The 22,365-nt window shown below is 69.8% G+C and carries 16 protein-coding genes; 6 read left to right on the top strand and 10 right to left on the bottom strand.

The features are described from left to right. Positions 1 to 44: 44 nt before the first annotated feature. From gatB to gatC, 3 genes are read right to left on the bottom strand one after another with little or no spacing between them, the layout of a single operon-like run. Positions 45 to 1,562, bottom strand: a complete 1,518-nt coding sequence (gene gatB, locus BKA24_RS09640) for an Asp-tRNA(Asn)/Glu-tRNA(Gln) amidotransferase subunit GatB (RefSeq protein ID WP_184217511.1) — start codon at positions 1,560 to 1,562, stop codon at positions 45 to 47. Continuing rightward, positions 1,562 to 3,073 carry an Asp-tRNA(Asn)/Glu-tRNA(Gln) amidotransferase subunit GatA gene (gene gatA / locus BKA24_RS09635; protein WP_184217509.1) on the bottom strand — a complete coding sequence of 504 codons (1,512 nt, stop codon included), beginning with the start codon at positions 3,071 to 3,073 and terminating at the stop codon, positions 1,562 to 1,564. The genes gatB and gatA overlap by 1 nt, the downstream gene beginning before the upstream one ends. After that, complete coding sequence (gene gatC / locus BKA24_RS09630) at positions 3,070 to 3,369, bottom strand: Asp-tRNA(Asn)/Glu-tRNA(Gln) amidotransferase subunit GatC (protein ID WP_184217507.1); 300 nt, start codon at positions 3,367 to 3,369, stop codon at positions 3,070 to 3,072. Before gatC ends, gatA begins: the two co-directional genes overlap by 4 nt. Before the next feature lie 56 nt (positions 3,370 to 3,425). On the opposite strand from gatC, the gene BKA24_RS09625 reads away from it, so the two are divergent. Continuing rightward, a complete protein-coding gene (locus tag BKA24_RS09625; protein ID WP_184217505.1) occupies positions 3,426 to 5,126 on the top strand; it encodes a long-chain-fatty-acid--CoA ligase in 1,701 nt (566 codons plus the stop codon). Positions 5,127 to 5,152: 26 nt separating this feature from the next. Here BKA24_RS09625 and ligA read toward each other — a convergent pair whose 3' ends face one another. Further along, positions 5,153 to 7,546 (bottom strand): NAD-dependent DNA ligase LigA, encoded by a 2,394-nt coding sequence (ligA, locus tag BKA24_RS09620; RefSeq protein ID WP_184220665.1) that lies wholly within the window; start codon positions 7,544 to 7,546, stop codon positions 5,153 to 5,155. A 59-nt stretch (positions 7,547 to 7,605) separates the two neighbouring features. On the opposite strand from ligA, the gene BKA24_RS09615 reads away from it, so the two are divergent. Beyond that, positions 7,606 to 8,628, top strand: a complete 1,023-nt coding sequence (locus BKA24_RS09615) for an epimerase (RefSeq protein WP_184217503.1) — start codon at positions 7,606 to 7,608, stop codon at positions 8,626 to 8,628. Here the strand turns inward: BKA24_RS09615 and mnmA are convergent. Continuing rightward, a complete protein-coding gene (gene mnmA, locus BKA24_RS09610) occupies positions 8,585 to 9,682 on the bottom strand; it encodes a tRNA 2-thiouridine(34) synthase MnmA (RefSeq protein ID WP_184217501.1) in 1,098 nt (365 codons plus the stop codon). The genes BKA24_RS09615 and mnmA overlap by 44 nt on opposite strands. 10 nt (positions 9,683 to 9,692) lie before the next feature. After that, a complete protein-coding gene (locus tag BKA24_RS09605; RefSeq protein ID WP_184217499.1) occupies positions 9,693 to 10,877 on the bottom strand; it encodes a cysteine desulfurase family protein in 1,185 nt (394 codons plus the stop codon). 51 nt (positions 10,878 to 10,928) lie between these two features. On the opposite strand from BKA24_RS09605, the gene glgX reads away from it, so the two are divergent. From glgX to glgB, 3 genes are all read left to right on the top strand, one after another. After that, entirely contained in the window at positions 10,929 to 13,016 is a 2,088-nt protein-coding gene (glgX, locus tag BKA24_RS09600) for a glycogen debranching protein GlgX (RefSeq protein WP_184217497.1), read from the top strand. 75 nt (positions 13,017 to 13,091) lie between these two features. Further along, positions 13,092 to 15,167 (top strand): maltotransferase domain-containing protein, encoded by a 2,076-nt coding sequence (locus BKA24_RS09595; RefSeq protein WP_184217495.1) that lies wholly within the window; start codon positions 13,092 to 13,094, stop codon positions 15,165 to 15,167. Beyond that, complete coding sequence (glgB, locus tag BKA24_RS09590; RefSeq protein WP_184217493.1) at positions 15,164 to 17,302, top strand: 1,4-alpha-glucan branching protein GlgB; 2,139 nt, start codon at positions 15,164 to 15,166, stop codon at positions 17,300 to 17,302. The genes BKA24_RS09595 and glgB overlap by 4 nt, the downstream gene beginning before the upstream one ends. A gap of 54 nt (positions 17,303 to 17,356) precedes the next feature. Here glgB and BKA24_RS09585 read toward each other — a convergent pair whose 3' ends face one another. After that, positions 17,357 to 18,286 (bottom strand): tetratricopeptide repeat protein, encoded by a 930-nt coding sequence (locus BKA24_RS09585; RefSeq protein ID WP_184217491.1) that lies wholly within the window; start codon positions 18,284 to 18,286, stop codon positions 17,357 to 17,359. After that, entirely contained in the window at positions 18,286 to 20,058 is a 1,773-nt protein-coding gene (locus BKA24_RS09580) for a DUF8094 domain-containing protein (RefSeq protein WP_184217487.1), read from the bottom strand. Before BKA24_RS09580 ends, BKA24_RS09585 begins: the two co-directional genes overlap by 1 nt. A 159-nt stretch (positions 20,059 to 20,217) precedes the next feature. On the opposite strand from BKA24_RS09580, the gene BKA24_RS09575 reads away from it, so the two are divergent. Next, a complete protein-coding gene (locus BKA24_RS09575) occupies positions 20,218 to 21,291 on the top strand; it encodes an AI-2E family transporter (RefSeq protein ID WP_184217485.1) in 1,074 nt (357 codons plus the stop codon). Between the two features lie 4 nt (positions 21,292 to 21,295). Here BKA24_RS09575 and BKA24_RS09570 read toward each other — a convergent pair whose 3' ends face one another. Together BKA24_RS09570 and BKA24_RS09565 are read right to left on the bottom strand one after the other, a co-directional pair. Next, positions 21,296 to 21,577: a hypothetical protein gene (locus tag BKA24_RS09570; protein WP_184217483.1), complete on the bottom strand. Its 282-nt coding sequence runs from the start codon at positions 21,575 to 21,577 to the stop codon at positions 21,296 to 21,298. A gap of 4 nt (positions 21,578 to 21,581) precedes the next feature. Then, complete coding sequence (locus BKA24_RS09565; protein ID WP_343066053.1) at positions 21,582 to 22,211, bottom strand: aggregation-promoting factor C-terminal-like domain-containing protein; 630 nt, start codon at positions 22,209 to 22,211, stop codon at positions 21,582 to 21,584. Positions 22,212 to 22,365 lie beyond the last annotated feature (154 nt).

The raw sequence follows: 22,365 nt of genomic DNA, 5'->3' as shown, positions 1-22,365 counted from the left end.
CGAGCCCGGATCGGGCATCGGCGCGGCGGCATCGACGATCGGAGTCAGGCTTGCCCTGCGCGCTCCAGGATGAGCTCGCGGACGCGTGCGGCATCCGCCTGGCCCTTCATGGCCTTCATGACGGCTCCGATGACGGCGCCGGCGGCCTGCACCTTGCCGTCCTGGATCTTCGCGAGGACGTCAGGCTGCGCGGCGAGGGCCTCGTCGATCGCGGCGATGAGTGCACCGTCGTCCGAGACCACCGCGAGCCCCCGCGCGTCGACGACCTGCTGCGGCGTGCCCTCACCGGCGATGACGCCTTCGAGCACCTGGCGCGCGAGCTTGTCGGTGAGCGTGCCGGCATCCACCAGCTTCTGCAGTTCGGCGACCGACGCGGGCGAGACGAGAGCGGCGGGCTCGGCGCCCTGGGCGTTCGCGACGCGGGTGATCTCTCCTGTCCACCACTTGCGGGCGGATGCCGGCGACGCTCCGGATGCGATCGTCGCCTCGACTTCGGTGAGCAGCCCGCCGTTCGCGACGTCCTGGAACTCGAGGTCGGTGAAGCCCCACTCGGACTTGAGTCGGCGGCGGTACACCGCGGGCGCCTCGGGCAGTGCCGCCCGCAGCTGTTCGATCAGCTCTTCCGACGGCTCGACGGGGAGCAGGTCGGGCTCCGGGAAGTAGCGGTAGTCATCCGCATCGGACTTGGGACGACCGGGCGACGTGCGGCCGGTGTCCTCGTGCCAGTGGCGGGTTTCCTGCGTGATCGTGCCGCCCGCGGCGAGGATCGCCGCCTGCCGCTGGATCTCGTACCGCACCGCGCGCTCGACCGAGCGCATGGAGTTGACGTTCTTCGTCTCGGTGCGGGTCCCGAGCTTCTCCTGGCCGCGGGGGCGCAGCGAGACGTTGGCGTCGCAGCGGAGGTTGCCGCGCTCCATCCGCGCCTCCGAGATGCCGAGCGAGCGCACGATGTCGCGGATCGCGGCAACGTAGGCCTTCGCGACCTCGGGTGCCCGGTGCTCGGTGCCGAAGATCGGCTTCGTGACGATTTCGACGAGCGGCACGCCGGCGCGGTTGTAGTCGACGAGCGAGTACTCGGCGCCCTGGATGCGGCCGGTCGAGCCACCCATGTGGGTGAGCTTGCCGGCATCCTCCTCCATGTGCGCGCGCTCGATCGGGATCTGGACGACGTCGCCGCCCTCCAGCTCGATCTCGACGCTGCCCTCGAAGGCGATCGGCTCGTCGTACTGCGAGATCTGATAGTTCTTGCCGAGGTCGGGGTAGAAGTAGTTCTTCCGCGCGAACCGGCTCGACGGCGCGATCGAGCAGCCGAGAGCGAGGCCCAGGCTGATCGAATACCGGACCGCGGTCTCGTTGACCACCGGCAGCGAACCCGGCAGGCCCATGTCGACCGGGGCGACGAGCGTGTTCGGCGCGGCGTCGTGGTTCGCCTCGTTCGCCGGGTTCCCGGCGGGCGAGAACATCTTGGTCTCGGTGTTGAGCTCGACGTGGACCTCGAAACCGAGCACGGGCTCGAACAGCTCGAGCGCCTTGTCGAAGTCCATCAGCGCGTCCTTGGCCATCAGCGGGCTCCTCCGAGGATCGGGGCACGGTCGAGGATCGGACCGCCCCAGCTGTCGACGAGCAGCGCTTCCAGCGCAGCCCCGACGCGGTACAGGCGGGCGTCCTCGCGGGCGGGGGCGACGAATTGGATGCCGACGGGCAGACCGTCTTCAGCCGCAAGACCCGACGGGATCGAGATCCCCGGCACGCCCGCGAGGTTCACCGGGATGGTCGTGACGTCGTTGAGGTACATCTGGATCGGGTCGTCGAGCTTCTCACCGAGACGGAACGCCGTCGTCGGCGCAGACGGCGTCGCGATGACGTCGACCTGCGCGAACGCCTCGTCGAAGTCGCGCTGGATGAGCGTCCGGACCTTCTGGGCGCTGCCGTAATAGGCGTCGTAGTAGCCCGCCGACAGGGCGTAGGTACCGAGGATCACGCGGCGCTTGACCTCGTCGCCGAATCCGGCGTCGCGGGTGGCGGCCATCACGTCCTCGACGGTGCCGCCGGGCACGTCGACCCGCATGCCGAACCGGACCGAGTCGAACTTCGCGAGGTTGCTGGAGGCTTCTGCGGGCAGGATCAGGTAGTACGCGGCGACACCGTACTCGAAGTGCGGTGCGCTCACCTCGACGATCTCGGCGCCGGCGGCCTCCATGGCGGAAAGCGACGCGCGGAACGACTCCGAAACGCCCGCCTGGAACCCGGTGTCGTCGAGCTCGCGGATGACGCCGACCTTCAAACCCTTCAGCACCTCACCGGTCGCGCCCTCACGGGCCGCGGCGGCGAAGGACGGCCAGGCGTCGGTGAGCGAGGTGGCGTCGTGCGGGTCGTGCCCGCCGATGACGTCGTGGAGCAGTGCCGAGTCGAGCACGGTCCGCGAGACGGGTCCGACCTGGTCGAGGCTGGAGGCGAGGGCGATCGCGCCGTAGCGGCTGACACCGCCGTAGGTCGGCTTCATGCCGACCGTTCCGGTCACGTGCGCGGGCTGACGGATCGATCCGCCGGTGTCCGAGCCGAGGGCCAGCGGCGCCTCGAAGGCGGCGACGGCCGCGGCCGAGCCGCCACCGGAACCACCGGGGATCCGGTCCAGGTCCCACGGGTTGCGCGTCGGGCCGTACGCGGAGTGCTCCGTCGATGACCCCATCGCGAACTCGTCCATGTTGGTCTTGCCGAGGGGCACGAGTCCGGCGGCACGGGCGCGGGCGACGACGGTCGCGTCGTAGGGGGACATGTACCCCTCGAGGATCTTCGATCCGCTCGTGGAGGGCATGTCGGTCGTGACGAGCACATCCTTGATGGCCAGGGGCACACCGGCGAGGTCGCCGAGTTCTTCGCCGGCCGCGCGGCGACGGTCGATGTCGGATGCCACCTCGACGGCGTGATCGGAGACGTGGAGGAACGCGTGCACCTCGCCGTCGACGGCAGCGATCCGATCGAGGTGGGCATGCGTGGCCTCGACGCTCGAGATCTCGCCCGAACGCAGCTTCGCGGACAGGTCCGCAGCGGTCAGCTTCAGGATGTCGCTCACTGCTCCTCCCCCAGGATCGCGGTCACGCGGAAGCGGCCGTCGGCGGCATCCGGCGCATTCTGGAGCACCTCGTCGACGGTGAGCATGTCACCGGGGACGTCGGGGCGGAAGACGTTCCGGAGCGGGATCGGGTGGCTCGTCGCGGCGACCTCGGGGGTGGCGACCTCCGAGACCTTCGCGATGTTGTCGACGATGGCGTCCAGCTGGCCGGTGAGGCGCTGCACCTCGTCGTCACTCAGCTGGATCCGGGCGAGCACGCCGAGATGGCGAACGAGATCGGGGGTGATTTCTGACACTCCCCCAGTCTAGTTCGGGCAGCACGTGCGCCCGGAGACGGCCGTAGGCTGGCGGGGTGACTACGACGTACGACCCGCCCCGTCCGTGGATCGCCAGCTACGCGGACGGCGTCCCCGACGACCTCGACGCCATCGACGGCTCGCTGGTCGACATCGTCTCGCGTTCGGCGGCCGATCATCCGACGGCGCCGGCGCTGGAGTTCTTCGGGCGCACGATCGACTACGGGACGCTGCAGGCGCAGGTCGAGCGGGCCGCGGGATACCTGCACGAGGCGGGTGTGCGCCGGGGCGACAGGGTCGCACTCATCCTGCCCAACTGCCCGCAGCACATCGTCGCCTTCTACGCCGTGCTGCGTCTGGGTGCCGTCGTCATCGAGCACAACCCGCTCTACACGCCGCGCGAGATGCGCAAGCAGTTCGAGGACCACGGGGCGAAGGTGGCCATCGTCTGGAGCAAGCTCGTCGAGTCGCTCCTCGAGTTCCCGGGAGATCTCGCCCTGCGGACGATCGTCGCGGTCGATGTGACCACCGCCATGCCGTGGCGACTGCGCGTCGCCCTCCGGCTGCCGGTAGCAAAAGCCCGCGCCTCGCGGGAGGCCCTCCACTCGCCGATCCCGAGGGCCCGCGTCCGTGGAACCTGGAACGATGCGGTGTCCCACGCCGCGCTCCCGGCATCCCACCCGGGCCCCGACACCGACGACCTGGCGCTGATCCAGTACACCAGTGGCACCACCGGCAACCCGAAGGGCGCCGCCCTCACGCATCGGAACCTCCTCGCGAACGCGGCCCAGGCCCGCGCATGGGTGCCGACCATCACCCGCGGAGAGGGGTGCGTGGTCTACGCCGTGCTGCCGATGTTCCACGCGTACGGACTGACGCTCTGCCTGACCTTCGCGATGTCGATGGGCGCGCGCCTCGTCCTGTTCCCGCGGTTCGATCCCGATCTCGTGCTCGCCGCGCACAAGCGGCATCCCGCCACCTTCCTCCCGCTTGTGCCGCCGATCGCGGAGCGCCTCCTGGCTGCAGCTCGTGACCAGGGCGTGTCGCTGGCGGGAACCGAGGTCGCGATCTCGGGTGCGATGGCGCTTCCCCACGAACTGGTGGTGCCGTTCGAAGCCGAGTCCGGCGGGTTCCTCGTGGAGGGCTACGGGCTCTCGGAGTGCTCGCCGGTCCTCATGGCGAACCCCGTGGCGGACAATCGCGTACCGGGGACGGTCGGTCTGCCTCTGCCCGGAACGGAATGCCGGGTGGTGGATCCCGACGACCCGACCGTCGATGTCGCCCCCGGTGAGCGTGGCGAACTGCTCGTCCGCGGACCGCAGGTGTTCTCCGGCTACTACGGAAAGCCCGAGGAGACGGAGAAGGTGTTCGTCGACGGCTGGTTCCGGACGGGCGACATCGTGACGATCGACGACGCGGGGTTCGTCCGCATCGTCGACCGCATCAAGGAGCTCATCATCACGGGCGGCTTCAACGTCGCCCCGACGGAGGTCGAGATCGCGCTCCGTCAGCACCCGAGCATCGCGGATGCCGCGGTGGTGGGTCTTCCCAGCGTGCGCTCCGGCGAGGACGTCGTGGCCGCGGTGGTCGTGAACCCGGGGGCGAGCTTCGACGAGGCGGCCGTGCGGGAGTTCGTCCGCGGCATCCTCACGCCGTACAAGGTGCCGCGGCGGCTCGTTGTCGTCGAGGAGCTCCCGAAGTCTCTCATCGGGAAGGTGCTGCGCAAGCAGGTCCGGGAGCAGCTGCTCGCCGACTGAGCCGGCGTGGAGACCGCTGGCGCCGGTCAGGCCTCCGGCGCGGGTCCGAGGGCGGCGGGCCCCTGCTCGACGAGCACGCGGAATTGCGTGGCGTCGATGATCCGCACGCCCAATTGCTCCGCCTTGGCCAGCTTCGAGCCCGCACCCGGCCCGGCCGCGACGAAGTCGGTCTTCTTCGAGACGGAGGATGCCGCTTTGCCGCCGGCCGCGAGGATCGCCTCCTGTGCACCTTCACGCGTGTAGCCCTCGAGTGTGCCGGTCGCGACGACGGTGATGCCCTCGAGCACGCCACCCTCCACGACTGCCGCGCCGGGGCCGGGATGACCCGGCGTGGCGAGCTGCGCGCCCGCCCGTTCCCATCGGTCGACGATCTCGCGATGCCAGTCGACCGAGAACCAATCGATGAGTGAATCGGCGATGATGCCGCCGACGCCCTCGACCGCAGCGAGCTCGTCGCGAGACGCGGCCCGGATGTCGCGGATCGACCCGAACCACTGCGCGAGCGCGCGCGCCGCGACCGGGCCGACGTGCCGGATGCTGAGCGCGACGAGGAACCGCCATAGCTCTTTGGTCTTCGCCTTCTCGAGCTCTTCGATGAGCGTCAGCGCCTGCGCGGACGGCTGCGGGCCGGTGAGGCCGTCCTTCTTCTCGGCAGCCGACGGGTTGCGACGGAAGGGAGCGCGCCGGATCACCTCGCCGCTGTCCTCGTCGATCTTGGGCGCGCCCGTCTCGCCGTCGCGGACGACGACCTCGATCGGGACGAGATCGTCGAGGGTGAGCTCGAAGAGCCCTGCTTCGGTGGGCAGCGCGGGCTCTGCAGGGTCGAGCGGCTGCGTGAGCGCCGCCGCGGTGACTTCGCCGAGAGCCTCGATGTCCAGCGCACCGCGCGAGCCGATGTGCTCCACCCTCCCCCGCACCTGCGCCGGGCAGGCGCGTGTGTTCGGGCACCGCAGGTCGACGTCGCCCTCCTTCGACGGGGCCAGTGGAGCGCCGCACTCCGGGCATTCGGTCGGCATCACGAACGCGCGCTCGGTGCCATCGCGGAGCTCCGCGACCGGTCCGAGCACCTCGGGAATCACGTCGCCGGCCTTGCGGAGCATGATCATGTCGCCGATCAGCACCCCCTTGGCCTTGACGACGTCCTGATTGTGGAGCGTGGCCTGCCGGACGACGCTGCCGGCGACGTGCGCCGGCTCCATCTGGGCGTACGGGGTCGCCCGACCCGTCCGGCCCACGGACACGATGATGTCGACGAGGCGGGTCTGGACCTCCTCGGGCGGGTACTTGTAGGCAATCGCCCACCGTGGCGCGCGGCTTGTCGAACCGAGCTCGTCGTGCAGGGCGAGCTCGTCGATCTTGACGACGATGCCGTCGAGTTCATGGGCCACCGAGTGGCGCTTCTCGCCGTACTCCTTCACGAAGGCCACGACTCCGTCGACGGAGTCGAACGTGCGCGGATATGGGCTGACCGGGAGCCCCCATTCGGCGAGGAGCTCGTACACCTCGCTCTGGGACGCGACCGGGGGGTTGGGCCAGGCGCCGATGCCGTGGACGAACATGCGAAGCGACGCGAGCCGCGCCTCCCCTGCCTCCAGCTCGAGACCGGACTTCTTGTCGAGCTGCTGCCGCAGCCCGCCGCTCGCCGCATTCCGCGGGTTCGCGAAAGCGGGGAACCTCCGCGCCGCGCTCTTCTGCGTCTTCTCCTCGTCGAACCGTGGGCGCGCAGCGGCATCCGACACCACGCGCTCGCGCAGTCGCGCTTGGAGCGCGTTCAGCTGCTCGAACTCTGCCACCGGGATGAACACCTCGCCGCGCACCTCGACGAGGGCCGGATGCCCCGAGCCGTCGAGGCGGGCGGGGATGCCGGCCACGCGCACGGCGTTCACCGTGACGTCTTCACCGATGCGGCCGTCGCCGCGCGTCGCGGCCGAGACGAGCACACCGTGCTCGTAGCGGAGGGAGATCGCGAGGCCGTCGATCTTCAGCTCGGTGAGCCAGCGGACATCGCGCCCAGCGGATGCCTGCGCCTTCCCGCACCACTCGCGCAGTTCGTCCTCCGAGAAGACGTTGTCGAGGCTCAGCATCCGCTCCGCGTGGGTCACAGGCGCGAGCATCGACGCGTCAGCGGCACCGACCGTCTGCGTCGGCGAGTCCTGCCCCTGAAGCTCGGGGTGCGCCCGCTCGAGCGCCTCGAGCTCATGCATCCAGGCGTCGTAGGTCTGATCGTCGACGAGCCCCACGTCGCCGCCGTAATACGCCTCACGGGCACCGAGGATCTGCTCGGTGAGGGAGCCCGCGCGCTCGCGCGCCTCGTCGAGGGTCAGGTCGGGGAGTTCTCCGTCAGCCACATCGACAGTGTAGGGAGCGGTGCGGACACCGCCCGTCCGGTGGCGCGGGCCGATGCGATGCGGTAGGCCCATCGGCCGTGCGCGGAAGCCCTGCCGCGTGGGCCCCGCCGTCACCGACTACCGTCAGAGGCATGGACTCTCCCTCACCGCGCGCGGTCGTCGCCGGCGCGTCGGGTTTCGTCGGCCGACATCTCGTCGAGGCCCTGGCATCCGATGGATACGACGTGATCCGCATCGGGCGCAGCGAGCAGGTGCAGTGGGACGACCAGCCCGCCGTGGATGCCGCCGTCGACGGCGCCGACGTGATCGTGAACCTCGCCGGGAAGTCGGTCAACTGCCGCTACACGGATCGGAACCGGGACGAGATCCTCACGTCCCGGACCACGACGACGGCGGCGTTGCACGGAGCCGTCACCCGTGCGTCGGCACCACCCCGGCTCTGGCTGAACTCGTCCACCGCGACGATCTACCGCCACGCGACCGACAGACCGAACACAGAATCGACGGGCGAACTCGGCGCAGGGTTCTCCGTCGACGTGGCCCGCGAGTGGGAGCGCGTTTTCTTCGAAGGCGACCTTCCCGCGACGCGCCGGGTCTCCCTGCGCATGGCGATCGTGGTCGGGGACGGCCCCGCCACGCGGATGCTGCTGACCCTCGCGCGCATCGGGCTCGGCGGGCCGCAATACGACGGGTGGACGCCGCCCCACCGGCGGTATCGCGGCATCGGCTCAGGGCCGACCGGAGGCCGAGCGCCCTGGTACCGGACCCGCGGACGGCAGCGGTTCAGCTGGATCCACATCGACGATGTGATCGGGGCCATCCGCTTCCTCGACCACATCACCGACCTGAGCGGCCCCGTCAACCTCGCCGCTCCGACGCCCACCGACAACCGCACGCTCATGCGCACCCTCCGTCGGGTCGTCGGCGCACCGTTCGGGCTACCGTCGATGCGGTGGATGCTCGAACTCGTGATGTGGGTGCTGCGAACGGAACCCGAACTCGTCCTCAAGAGCCGGTGGGTGCTCCCGGAACGCCTCACCGAGGCGGGCTACCGGTTCGTGCACACCGATCTCGAGCAGGCGCTCCGCGAGGTCGCGGCGAGCGGGCGGGTCAGGCGTCGACCGGCACCGCGGACACGGTCCGCGCGATCGTGAACTGCCCGATGACGCGGGTCCCGTCGTAGAGCACCGCGGTCTGTCCCGGGGCCACGCCGTCGAACGGCTGCTCCGGGACGACGCGGAGCTCGCCGCCTGTGAGCGTCGCATGCGCCGGCACCGGCTCGGCGTGCGCCCGGATCTGCACGTGGCAGTCGAACGCCGCGGCATTCGGTGCCCGTCCGGCCCAGCTCATCCGGTCACCGGCGATCTCGGCTGTCGCGAGGGCTTCCTTCGGGCCGACGACCACCGTGTTGTTGACCGGGCGCACCTCGAGGACGAAGCGCGGCTTGCCGTCGGCTGCGGGAACGCCCAGCTGCAGGCCGCGACGCTGACCGACCGTGAACGCGTGCGCCCCCTCGTGGCGGCCGACGACACGGCCGTCGCGATCGAGGATGTCGCCCTGCTCGGCGCCGACCTTCTCGGCGAGCCACCCGCGGGTGTCGCCGTCGGGGATGAAGCAGATGTCGTGGCTGTCGGGCTTCTGCGCGACGGTCAGTCCGCGCTCGGCTGCCTCGGCACGGACGACGGCCTTCGACGGCGTCGTCCCCAGGGGGAAGTAGGTGTGCGCGAGCTGCTCTGCGGTAAGAACGCCGAGCACGTACGACTGGTCCTTCGCCTCGTCGGACGCCCGGTGCAGCTCTCGGCCCGAGGCGGTGTCGACGAGTGTCGCGTAGTGCCCCGTGCAGACCGCGTCGAACCCGAGCTCCAGCGCTCGCTCGAGAAGCGCGGCGAACTTGATCTTCTCGTTGCAGCGCATGCACGGGTTGGGCGTCCGGCCCGCGCGGTACTCGTTGATGAAGTCGTCGATCACGTCATCGCGGAAACGCTCCGAGAAGTCCCAGACGTAGAACGGGATGCCGAGCAGGTCGGCCGCCCGCCGCGCGTCCATGGCGTCTTCGATCGTGCAGCAGCCGCGGCTGCCGGTGCGGAGCGTCCCGCCCGCACGCGACAGCGCCAGGTGCACGCCGACCACGTCGTGCCCGGCATCCACGGCGCGCGCCGCCGCGACGGCGGAGTCCACGCCGCCACTCATCGCCGCCAGTACTCGCATGCCGTCCAGTCTACGAGCGGCTCGTTGCGCGGGCGCTGGAAGCGCGGGCGCGGGCGTAGGCATCCGGGAGTGCGCCGAGCAGCGCGGCCACGTCGTCGGCCGACGACGTACGGCCGAGCGAGATCCTCAGGACGGAGCGCGCGGCCCGGTCGTCGTAGCCGAGGGAGAGGACCACGTGCGAGGGTTCGGCGACTCCCGCCTGGCAGGCGGACCCCGTCGAGACCTGGATCCCGCGCTGATCGAGAAGGAAGAGCATCGTCTCGCCGAGCGCTTCCGGGAGCAGGACATGCACGTGGCCGGGCAGCCGGTCGGTCTCCGATCCGAGGAACACCGCGTCCGGGACCACGGAACGGATGCCGCGCCGCACGCTGTCAGCGAGATCCCGGAGCCGGGGGCCTTCGGTGTCGCGTTCCGCCGCGGCCGCCTCGAGGGCGACAGCCAGGGCCGCCGCACCGGCGACGTCCTGACTTCCTGACCGGAGACCGCGCTGCTGCCCGCCGCCGTGGAGGACGGCCGCGAGCCGCGCGTGACGGGAGACCACGAGCGCACCCGTCCCGACGGGCGCTCCGACCTTGTGGCCGGAGATGCTCATCGCGACGAGCCCGTCGGGGGTGCGGTGACCGCCGCGCAGCTCGGAGAATCGGAGATCCAGATGCCCGATGGCGCCCACGGCATCGAGGTGGAGCGGAGTCCCCGCCTGCGCCGCAGCGTCGGCGAGGTCGGCGGCGGGCGATATCGTGCCGACTTCGTTGTTGGCCACGAGTGCCGTGGCGAGGGCTGCGCCGGCGGATGCCGTGGCGAACCGTTCCGGCGCGATCCGGCCGTCCGGCTCGAGGGCAACCGAGCGCACCCGGGCGCCCTGGGCGGCGACGAGCCATTCCACCGTGTCGAGCGTGGCGTGGTGTTCGCCGTCCGGGAGCACGATGTCGTCGTGACCCGTCGTCCGCGCCCACCAGAGGCCTTTCACGGCGAGGTTGACCGACTCGGTGCCCCCGGACGTGAGCACGACCTCGATCGGGTCGCAGCCGAGCACGGCCGCGATCCGTTCGCGCGACTGCTCGAGGATGCGCCGCATGTCTTGTCCGGCCCCGTGCACCGACGATGCGTTCCCGGCGTGATCGGCGACCGTCAGCCAGGCGTCTCGCGCCTCGGGTCGCAGCGGGGTCGCGGCGGCGTGATCCAGATACACCGCCATGCCGAGGTCCTCTCATCGGGGTGCGTGGTCGTCATCACTACTGTAGAACGCATGGGATTTCCGGAGGCCGACGTCCGTGCGAGCACCGGGGCCGACCTTCACGACCCCGCCCTGGACGACCTCGGGGTGCGGCTGCATGACGGCGGGGGCACACTCCGCATCTGGTCCGCACACGCGGATGCCGTCGAGCTGGTGGTGTTCGACGACCTCGACCTGGACTGGATCGTCGAGGTCGCTCCGATGCGTCCCGTCGGTGGCGGCGTCTGGGAGGTCAGTTCGTCCGCCCTCGTCGCCCATGCCAAATACGCCGTGCGTGTGGATGGACCGCATGGCGCGGGGATGACGTTCAACCCGGCGACTCTTCTCGCCGACCCGTACGCACGCGGCCTCGTCTCCCCCGGTATCGGTTCGTGGCGCTCGGCCGTCGTCGAGACGTCCTTCGACTGGGGAGACGCCGCCCCACCCCGCACACCGTGGGACCGCACGGTCATCTACGAAGCCCACGTGAAGGGTCTCACCAAGCGGCATCCCGATGTCCCCGCCGCCTTGCACGGCACGTACGCCGGTCTCGCCCACCCCGCGATGATCGATCATTACCACCGGCTGGGCATCACGGCGCTCGAGCTCCTCCCGGTGCACGCCCACACGAGCGAGCCGCGCCTGCTCCAGCTCGGTCTGACGAACTACTGGGGCTACAACACCGTCGGATTCTTCGCTCTCCACAGCCCCTACGCGACAGCGGCCGCCCGCGCCGAGGGACCGAGCGGGGTGCTCCGCGAGTTCAAAGGGATGGTGCGGCTCCTCCACGAGGCGGGACTCGAGGTCATCCTCGACGTGGTCTACAACCACACCTCGGAGCAAGGGCTCGGCGAACCCCGCTCGAGCCTCCGCGGGATCGACAACCGCTCGTACTACCGCCAGCACGATGACGGCAGCTACATCGACGTCACCGGCTGCGGCAACTCGCTCGACACCTCGACCGGCGCGGCGTCCCGTCTCGTGCTCGATTCCCTCCGCTACTGGGCCGAGGAGGTGCGCGTCGACGGCTTCCGCTTCGACCTCGCCCCCACCCTCGGCCGCGACGCTGAGCACACCTTCTCCCCCGAACATCCGCTGCTCCGTGCGATCGCCGAGGACCCCCGCCTCGAGGGGGTCAAGAAGATCGCTGAGCCGTGGGACGTCGGGATGGGAGGCTGGCAGACGGGCAACTTCGGCGCGGGCTGGTCGGAGTGGAACGATCGCTACCGCGACCGCGTCCGAAATTTCTGGCTGAGCGACATCGACTACGCACGACGTGCGGACACCACGCCGGTGGGAATCGGTGGCTTCGCCTCTCGCCTGGCGGGTTCGGCCAACACCTTCTCTCCCGAGCGCGGTCCCCTGGCCGGCGTCAACTTCATCACCGCGCACGACGGCTTCACCCTGCGGGACCTCGTGTCCTACGACGTCAAGCACAACCTCGGCAACGGCGAGGAGGGGCGCGACGGCGCCGACACCAATCGCTCGTTCAACCACGGTGCCGAGGGTCACACTGACGACGCCCGGATCCTGTCCACGCGGCGGAAGGCGATGCGGAACCTCCTCGGGACCCTGCTGCTGTCCGCGGGCGTCCCGATGATCACGGCGGGCGACGAGTACGCGCGGACCCAACGGGGCAACAACAACGCGTACTGCCACGACTCCACACTGACCTGGCTCGATTGGGAGCACGCCGCCTGGCAGCAAGACCTGTTCGCGCACGCGGCGCGACTGATCCGCCTGCGGCAGGAGAACCCCGCCCTGCGCCCGGTGCGGTTCGCGCACGCCGAGATGTCAGTGCCGAGCGCGTCCGTCATCGACTGGTACGACGAGACCGGGCGGACGATGTCGATCGACCGCTGGACGGACGCCTCCCACCGAACCCTCCAATACGACGCACGATCGACCCCGGAGCACGAGGAACCCAATCGCATCCTCCTGGTCATCCACGGACGGGAGGACGGGGCGGAGGTGGTGCTGCCCGAACTCGACGGTGTCTCCCGGTACGTCTCGCTGTGGTCGAGCGAGGACGAGCATCCGCGCGAGGGCGGAGAGCACCTCGCGCCCGGATCGATCGTCACGATGTCCGGCACGTCGATGCAACTCTTCCGGAGCGAGTAGCACCCGGGTTTAGGGGTTTCCCGCCTCGAGCGCAAGCCGGTTTCCGAGCCGGAGTGCTCCCGGTAGGTTCGTGACGTGGCATCCACGACGCAGTCAGCATCCGTTCGCAGCACCGCCGAGATTCCGCTCCGGTCGGTCAAAACCCCCCGGAAGGATGCCGCGACGCGCAATGCGCGGCTCCCGATCGGGCCCCATCGTCCCAGTGTGCCCGGTGGCCGGTTCGCCCCGTCTGCCGTCGTCGGCGAGGCGGTCCCGTTCACGGTGACGGCCTTCCGCGAGGGTCACGACCGCATCGGCGTCCACCTCCGGCTGACCTCGCCGAGCGGGGAGTCTACGCTCCACCGGCTGTCGCCGCTCCACGATGGTTTCGACCAGTGGCGAGTGCATGTCGCCCCGCTCGAGCAGGGGCTCTGGAAGTTCCGGTTCGAGACGTTCGCAGACGATTTCGCGACGTGGCAGCACGCCGCCGATCTGAAGATCGCCGCCGGTGTCGACGCCGCGCTGATGAGGGAGATCGGAGCGGCGCTCTTCGAACGCGCCGCCGCCGAACGCACGCGTCCCCCGGCCGAGAAGGCCGCGCTCACCGCCGCCGCACGGGCGCTGCGCGACGACGCGGTTGCCGATGACGCGGCGCTGATCATCGTGCGCGATCCGCAACTCGCGCGCGCATTCGCTGATCGCCCGGTCGCCTCGCTCGTCTCCGTCCACGAGGAGCAGAGCCTGCTCGTCGAGCGCGAACGCGCCGGCGTGGGTGCCTGGTACGAATTCTTCCCCCGCTCCGAGGGCGCCGAGCGCCGGGAGGACGGCACGGTGCGCAGCGGGACCTTCCGGACGGCTGCGCTGCGCCTGCCTGCCGTCGCTGAGATGGGATTCGACGTCGTCTACCTGCCGCCGATCCACCCGATCGGTGAAGTCAACCGCAAGGGCCCCAACAACTCCCTCACGACCGCGCCGGGCGACCCCGGCTCCCCCTGGGCGATCGGGTCGTCCGCCGGCGGTCACGACGCCGTCCACCCCGACCTCGGGACGCTCGAGGACTTCCGGGACTTCGTGGCCGCGGCATCCCGCGTCGGGCTCGAGATCGCGCTCGACCTGGCGCTCCAGGCGGCACCCGATCACCCCTGGGTCACAGCCCACCCGGAGTGGTTCACGACCCTCCCCGACGGATCGATCGCCTATGCCGAGAACCCGCCCAAGAAGTACCAGGACATCTACCCGATCAACTTCGACAACGACCCCGAGGGTATCCGCGCCGAGGTCCTGCGGATCGTCCGGCACTGGATCGACCAGGGGGTGAAGATCTTCCGCGTCGACAACCCGCACACGAAGCCTCTCCAGTTCTGGGAGTGGCTGATCCGCACCGTGTGCGCGGAACACCCCGACGTCGTGTTCCTCGCCGAAGCGTTCACCCGGCCGGCGCCGCTGCAGGCGCTCGCCCAGAGCGGCTTCCAGCAGAGCTACTCGTACTTCACGTGGCGCAACACGAAGGAGGAGCTCGAGGAGTTCCTCGGGTGGATCTCGGACGACACCGCCGACTTCATGCGGCCCAACCTCTTCGTCAACACCCCCGACATCCTCACCGAGTACCTGCAGTTCGGCGGACGCCCCGCGTACAAGGTGCGGGCGGCGATCGCGGCGACGGCGGGGGCGAGCTACGGCGTGTACGCCGGCTACGAGCTCTACGAGAACGTCGCTCGGCCGGGCTCCGAGGAGAACATCGACAATGAGAAGTACGAGTACAAGTTCCGCGATTGGGCGGCGGCCGAAGCCGCCGGCGACTCGCTGGCGCCCTACCTGCGCCGCCTCAACCAGATCCGCCGCGAGCACCCCGCGCTGCGTCAGCTGCGCGGCTACACGACGCAGTGGAGCGAGGACGACGCGATCCTCACCTACGTGAAGCACCTCGATGCCGCGCTCTCCCCCAGCGGCGCCGCCGACACGATCATCGTCGTCGCGAACGTCGATCCGCATTCGGCGCGGGAGACGACAGTGCACATCGACTCCGAGATCTGGGGCCTGCCCCGAGGTGTCGACTACGAGGTCGAAGACCTCGTCACCGGACAGACCTGGGTCTGGAACGAGCACAACTTCGTGCGCCTGGACGCTTTCGTCGAACCCGTGCACATCCTGGCAGTGAAGGAGCGATCATGACCCGACCCGACGACGTCACCCTCGAGACCGTGGCGGCGGGGTCGTACCACGCGCCGCACGACGTGCTCGGTCCGCATGGGGTCGCCGATGGGTGGGTCGTCCGCGCACGGCGTCCGTTCGCCGATGCGGTCGTCCTGGAGCGCGCCGGCGAGGAGCCCGTCGCACTCACCCACCTGGCGCACGGGATCTGGGAGGGCGCGCTGGAGGCGCAGCCGGGCGCGTACGAGATCGTCGCGTCGTACGGCGGCGCCCCGGACTACCGCGCCGACGACCCCTATCGCCACCTCCCCACCCTCGGCGAGGTCGACCTCCACCTCATTCGGGAGGGTCGCCACGAGCGACTGTGGGAGGCCCTGGGCTCGCAGGTGCGCCGCTTCGACGGTGTGAGCGGGGTCTCGTTCGCCGTGTGGGCGCCGAACGCACGTGCCGTCCGTGTCACGGGAGATCTGAACGGATGGGACGGAACGCAGCACGCGATGCGCTCGCTCGGTTCGAGCGGCGTCTGGGAGCTCTTCGTTCCCGGCATCGGCGTCGGCGTCGCCTACAAGTACGAGATCCTCACGTCCGACGGACGGTGGATCATGAAGGCCGACCCGATGGCGCGCCGCGCGGAGGTGCCGCCCGCGACCGCCTCCGTGGTCACCGAGAGTTCCTACGCGTGGCAGGACGATGCCTGGATGACCGAGCGGGCGGAGACATCCGTCCACAGTCGTCCGATGTCGACGTACGAGCTGCACCTCGGATCGTGGCGCCCGGGACTCGGGTACGTCGAGGCAGCCGACGAGCTCGTCGCGTACGTCACGTCGCAGGGATTCACCCACGTCGAGTTCCTCCCGCTGGCCGAACACCCGTTCGGCGGCTCGTGGGGATACCAGGTCAGCGGCTACTACGCCCCGACGAGCCGGTTCGGGACGCCCGACGAGCTCCGCCACCTGATCGACCGGCTCCACCAGGCCGGCATCGGCGTCATCATGGACTGGGTCCCCGGTCACTTCCCCAAAGACGAGTTCGCGCTCGCGCGCTTCGATGGCGCCGCACTCTACGAGCACCCCGACCCCCGCCGCGGTGAGCATCGCGATTGGGGCACGTACATCTTCGACTACGGCCGCAACGAGGTCCGGAACTTCCTTGTCGCGAACGCGCTGTACTGGTTCGAGGAGTTCCACGTGGACGGCTTGCGGGTGGATGCCGTCGCCTCGATGCTCTACCTGGACTATTCGCGGAACGAGGGCGAGTGGGAGCCCAACATCTACGGTGGGCGCGAGAACCTCGAGGCCATCCGCTTCCTCCAGGAGGTCAACGCCACGGCCTACAAGCGCTACCCCGGCATCGCGATGATCGCCGAGGAGTCGACGAGCTTCCCGGGCGTCACCGCTCCGACCGATGCGGGCGGGCTGGGGTTCGGGTTCAAGTGGAACATGGGGTGGATGAACGACTCCCTCGTGTACATGGGGCGCGACCCGCTGTACCGGTCGCACCACGAGGGCGAGCTGTCGTTCTCGTTCGTCTACGCCTTCAGTGAGAACTTCGTCCTGCCGATCAGCCACGACGAAGTCGTCCACGGTAAGGGGTCGCTGTTCACACGGATGCCGGGAGATCACTGGCAGCAGCTCGCGAACATGCGCGCCTTCCTGGCGTACATGTGGGGCCACCCCGGCAAGCAGCTGCTGTTCATGGGCCAGGAGTTCGGGCAGATGTCGGAATGGTCCGAATCCCGAAGCCTGGATTGGTGGATGCTCGATCAGCCCGCGCACGCGCAGCTCCAGCAGTTCGTCGCTGCGCTGAACCGGGTGTACCGGGCCGAGGCGCCCCTGTGGGAGCGCGACAGCGACGGGTCTGCGTTCGTCCGGGTCTTCCCGCACGCGGCGAACGCGAACATCCTCGGGTTTGCTCGGCACGACAGCGCCGGAGGCAGCGTGGTCGTCCTGTGCAACTTCTCGGGTTCCCCGATCCACGACGTGGATCTCACGCTGCCCGCCGCGGGCCCGTGGGAAGAGATTATGAACAGCGATGCGCAGGAGTTCGGCGGCTCTGGGGTCGGCAACCTCGGCGGCGTGACGACCGACGCGCACGGCAACACCCGCCTCGTGCTTCCGCCGCTCGGAGTACTCTGGCTGCGTCACCGCGGCGCGTGAGAACGAGGAAGGGCCCGGCCGCATGGCCGGGCCCTTCCTCGTTCTCTCGGTCTCTCAGAAGAGCAGGCTGGTGAGCTGGCGACGCGCCTGCAACACCCGGGGGTCCTCTTCGCCGACGACCCCGAAGAGTTCGAGCAGCCGGTCGCGCACCGTGGTCCGGTCTTCCGGACCCGACGCGGCGAACAGGTCGAGCAGGCGTCCGAAGGCGTCCTCGACATGACCGCCGGTGACGTCGAGGTCGGCGACATCGAGCTGGACGCGGACGTCCGCCGGTGCGGCGGCGGCCGCCGCCCGCGCGGCCGCGAGGTCGAGGCCCTGGACGCGGCCGAGCAACCGGACCTGGGCGAGCCCCGCCTTCGCGTCCACGTCACGGGGGTTCTCTGCCAGGGCTTGCTCATAGGCCGATGCCGCGGCCGCGAAATCGCCCCTCTCGATCGCGTCGAACGCCTCCTGATGGAGCGGAGGCAGCGCCGGCTCCTCCGGTTCCTGTACGTCGCCGCCGGTGGGCATCACTCCGGTGACGCCATGGGTCGCGGCGAGCTCCAGCAGCTGCGTGAACACTTCCCGGACCTGCTGCTCCGGCACCGCACCCGTGAACAGCTGCACCGGCTGACCCGCGACGAGTGCGACCACCAACGGAATCGACTGCGCGCGGAAACTCTGTGCGAGCTGCGGGTTCGCGTCGACGTCCACCTTCGCCAGGACGAGGCGCCCGCCGAACTCCTCGACGAGCTTCTCGAGGACCGGACTCAGCTGTTTGCAGGGACTGCACCACTCCGCCCAGAGGTCGACGACGACCGGCACGGTGCGGGAGAGCTCCAGCACCTGGCCGAAATCGGCATCCGTCACGTCGAAGACGAGCGGCGGGCGATCGGGTGAACCCGCGGTCGGGGCCCCGGCCGCAGGGGGTGTGGCGGGGCGGCCGCGCAGCGAGGAGAGGTCTACGGCGCCACGAAGGACCGCGCCGGGGGCGGGAGTGCTCATCAGTCGACCACCTTGGCATCGAGGATGTTGGAACGGGAGGCGATCAGCTGGATCTTCTCGTTTGACCCCTGCGCGGGCACGAAGAAGTAGAGCTGATCGGCGTAGCGGGTCGTGAATCCCGATTTCGATTGCGTGACGCCCGAGAGCGCCTTCACGACGACGTTGTCGCCGAGTTTGATGACGGCGTCCTCGTCGGTGGGGACGACGCTTTCGCTCTCCACGACCGTGACGGCGACGATGGCGCCGCTGTCGAGCGTCACCAGCGAGAGCGGCTCGGCGGCGCCCGCGCGCGCCCGGAAGGAGACCTTTCCGGTCTCCTCGCCCGTCTTGTTGAAGTTCTTCAGCAGTGTGGCGCGGTTCTCCGCCACCTGTGCGCGGAAGGGGTCGTTCTCGCCGTCGAAGACAGCCGCGAACTCGCTGTCATCGCCGTTGTTGAGGACGTCGGCGTACGCACCGGCCACCGCCTCCGGCGCCATCACGAGGAACGGGGAGTTCGGCTCCACGGCCACCGCGCCGACGTAGCCGGCGGCGAGATTCATGCTGGCGTCGGCGCGCAGGCTCGACAGATACGTCAGCTTGTAGTCCGACCAGGGGTCCTCCTGGCGCACCGTCATGATGGTCGCAGCGCCGTCTGACTCCTCGACGACTGCCAGGAACATCCGCGGCCAGCCGTCCTGCGCCTGCGGGAGGAAGGCGGTCACGGGCGCGGACGGGATCGCTGCGAGCGGCGCCTGGTCGTCGATCTCCTTCTGCAGGGTGTAGTTGGTCTTCCGCTCCGTGAGGGCGGGCCCCGCCAGACGAGCGGATGCGGCATCGGCGTCGGCGGCCTTGTCTGCGGCGTTCACCTGCTCGGCGATGCGGTCGAGGATCCGCTCGGCCTGGGTCTGCGTCACCGCGGGCGCGCCCTGGCCCTCGGGGACGATCACGGACTCGGTGGGGCTGGGTGTCGGGCTGCTGCCCAGCTCCGGCCAAGCTCCTGGCGTGCAACCGGCCAGCAGGGCGACCGTCACCGCGGCCGTCGGCACGGCGAGGACGGACTTGCGTCCGAGGGACAGACGGCGCCGGCGCGGGGTGGAGGCGATAACACCCTTTTCCGATTGCTCCAGCGACAGGTCGATGGGTTGAGTCGCGGCCAGCGGGAGACCCTTGCGTCGGGGCCCGCGCGACCTGCGGACGTGTCGGAGGGCGAGGATGTAGAGGAAGATCCCGACGAGGAGGACGATGCCGCCCGCCACGATCAGCGGGCCTGCCCACGGTGTCGTGGCGCCCGTGGGCCACGAGATGCTGAACGACGACGGAGCCGGCGCGACGCCGTCGGTCGCGATGAGCAGGCTCATGTCCTCCGGGAGCTGCAGCGTCGTGGCGAGGTCGCCCTCCTGCTGGAACTCATCGAGCCAGAGGTCCGAGCCCACCGGGTCCGCCGTCAACGACTCGCCCTCCCCCTGCTCCACCGTCGCGGAGACGAGTTCGGAGGTCGGCTCCCCGGCGTCGCTCATCGTGACATGCGTGTAATCGGTCGGCGCGAGCCACTGCGTGAGATCGCCCGTGCGAGCGTAGGCCGCGAACACCGCGTCCCCATCGACGCGGAGCGTCTGCGCACCCGGCCGGCTGTCGAAGACCGATCCGTCCACCAGCACATACGGCGCATCGTCGTCGGTCGTCACGGAAGCGGTCTGGGTGGCGGGAGCCTGCAGGATCGTGCGCTGGGCGATGCCCGCTCCGATCATCAGGGTCGCCAAGACGAAGGCCGTGATCGCCCACACGAATCGCACGAATCGATACCTCTCTCCCGGTGATCGCCGTCCCAGAGGGCGAACACTCGACGTTCCAGCCTAGCGAAACGTCCTGGCAAAGGCGTGGGAGGGCGGGTCTTCCTTCATCTGCGGGCAGCCATGGCTAGGGTGAGACCCAGTCACCTTGGAAGGTCGCCCGTGAAGATCCAGCACCCGTTCCGCACCGCGCTCGTCGCCACTCTCGGCGTCGGGGTCGGCATCCTCCTCATCACCGGCGTCCAGAACCTCTCGACCGTGCTGCTGTACATCGGCACCGCGCTGTTCCTGGCGCTAGGCCTCGATCCCGTGGTCACCTGGTTCGAGCGCCGCGGACTCCCCCGCTGGAGTGCCCTGCTCGTGACGTTCGCGGCGCTCCTCGCCGTCGGCACCGGACTCGTCCTCATGGTGATCCCGATCCTCACGGGACAGATCGCGTCGCTCATCACCCGCGTCCAAGAGATGGTGCAGAGTGCGATCGACGGTGAGTGGAACCCGGTGAACGCTGCCAGGGATTGGCTCGGCGACACCTTCCCACTCCTCCAGGTCGACGTCGTCCTCGACTACGTCAACGACTGGTGGACGTCGCTGAACTTCGCGGAGATCGGCGCCGGCATCGGAACGGGGCTGTTCTCGGTGGGCGCGGGGATCGTCGCCTTCGTGACCGGCGCGATCATCGTCACGATCCTCACGATCTACTTCACCGCTTCGATGCGCTCGCTCAAGCGTTCCGTCTACCAGCTCGTCCCGGCATCCAAGCGCGAGCGCTTCATCGACCTGTCCGACCAGATCACGGCCTCCGTCGGCTACTACGTCATGGGGCAGGTGACCCTCGGCGTGATCAACGGCATCCTGAGCGCGATCTTCCTCTCCATCGTCGGTGCCCCCTTCCCGGCGGTCCTGGCCGTCATCGCCTTCTTCTTCTCGTTGATCCCGCTGGTGGGAACCCTGACCGGTTCGGCGATCATCGTGCTCGCCTGCCTGGGCCTGGCATCGCCTCTCACCGCGCTGGTGGCCCTCATCTGGTACCTGATCTACATGCAGGTCGAGGCGTACTTCATCTCCCCGCGCATCATGAGCCGGGCCGTCTCCGTCCCCGGCGCCGTCGTCGTGATCGCCGCCCTCGCGGGCGGATCGCTCCTCGGACTCCTAGGTGCACTCATCGCCATCCCGGTCGCCGCCAGCGTGCTCATCATCTATCGGCAGGTCGTCATCCCCCGCCAGAACGAGCTCTGAGCGGTCAGGCGACCCGCCAGCAGGTCTGATGCCAGTGGCGCCGCGCCGCGAGGTCCGCGGCGTCGCCCAGGACGCCGTCGGCACGCCACACCACCAGATGCGCCACACCCACCGCGATCGTGCGACCGCAGCCGGGACACGTGTACTCCTTACGCGCCTGCGGTGCGGACAGCGGCTGCACCGTCCACTCGGCGCCGCGGCGACGCTCGGTGCGCTTCCACCCGCTCAGCAGGCGGTCGAACGACGCATCCGGTTCGGACGGACGCCGGCGATTGGACCGCGGCATCCGCTCAGTACCAACCCGACCGCTGCGACATCGCCCAGGCGCCGCAGGGTGTGCCGTACCGGCCCTGGATGTATCCCAGCCCCCACGTGATCTGGGTGGCGGCGTTGCTCTCCCAGTCCGCAGCCACACTCGCCATCTTGTTGCCGGGGAGGGCCTGCGGGATGCCGTAGGCGCCGCTGCTCGCGTTGTACGCATTCACCCGCCAGCCAGACTCCTTATTCCACAGGGCCACGAGGCAGGCGAACTCGTCATCGCTCCAGCCGCGCGCGGTCACCATGCCGTACGCGACGCCCTGAGCGCTTGCCGGATCCGGGGTCACGAACGGCGGCGACCACACCTCCTGCGTCTGCGCGGCGCCCGACTCGCTCGATCCGCCGACCGGTTCCGGCGTCGGAGTCGGTGTCGGTGTCGGCGTAGGCGTGGGCTTGATGTAGACGCTGTAGTCGCTGTCGCGTTCCAGCGCGATGACGGCCGTGTCGCCCGCGTTGTAGACCTGCGCGTCGGCGATCGCGGTGGCGTACAGCGAGGTCGGACTGAGTGGCGCGGCCTCGGCGGGCGCGGCGATCGACGTCAGCGGGACGACGTACGCGCCGACGAACGCGGCACTCGCGAGGGCGGCGAAAGCCCCCAGCACGCCGCGTCGACGGGACCAGCGCGGCGGAGGCGCACTCGGCCGCCGGGACGCCGTCGGCGTGCGCCGAGCCAGATTCCCGGAGGTAGGAACCACCTCATCACCACTGGTCACAGTGAATCCGATCTTAGCCACGGGGCGAGCAGGGGTGCCAGGC

The sequence above is a fragment of the Microbacterium marinum genome (assembly GCF_014204835.1).
Lineage (GTDB): Bacteria > Actinomycetota > Actinomycetes > Actinomycetales > Microbacteriaceae > Microbacterium > Microbacterium marinum.
This window is presented reverse-complemented; position numbering and strand designations above follow the sequence as displayed.

Excerpts from the sequence above, each read along its gene's own strand:
- gatB (WP_184217511.1), bottom strand. The coding sequence starts at position 1,562 with ATGGCCAAGGACGCGCTGATGGACTTCGACAAGGCGCTCGAGCTGTTC.
- ligA (WP_184220665.1), bottom strand. The coding sequence starts at position 7,546 with ATGGGCCTACCGCATCGCATCGGCCCGCGCCACCGGACGGGCGGTGTC.
- BKA24_RS09615 (WP_184217503.1), top strand. The coding sequence starts at position 7,606 with ATGGACTCTCCCTCACCGCGCGCGGTCGTCGCCGGCGCGTCGGGTTTC.
- mnmA (WP_184217501.1), bottom strand. The coding sequence starts at position 9,682 with ATGCGAGTACTGGCGGCGATGAGTGGCGGCGTGGACTCCGCCGTCGCG.
- BKA24_RS09605 (WP_184217499.1), bottom strand. The coding sequence starts at position 10,877 with ATGGCGGTGTATCTGGATCACGCCGCCGCGACCCCGCTGCGACCCGAG.
- glgX (WP_184217497.1), top strand. The coding sequence starts at position 10,929 with ATGGGATTTCCGGAGGCCGACGTCCGTGCGAGCACCGGGGCCGACCTT.
- glgB (WP_184217493.1), top strand. The coding sequence starts at position 15,164 with ATGACCCGACCCGACGACGTCACCCTCGAGACCGTGGCGGCGGGGTCG.
- BKA24_RS09585 (WP_184217491.1), bottom strand. The coding sequence starts at position 18,286 with ATGAGCACTCCCGCCCCCGGCGCGGTCCTTCGTGGCGCCGTAGACCTC.
- BKA24_RS09570 (WP_184217483.1), bottom strand. The coding sequence starts at position 21,577 with ATGCCGCGGTCCAATCGCCGGCGTCCGTCCGAACCGGATGCGTCGTTC.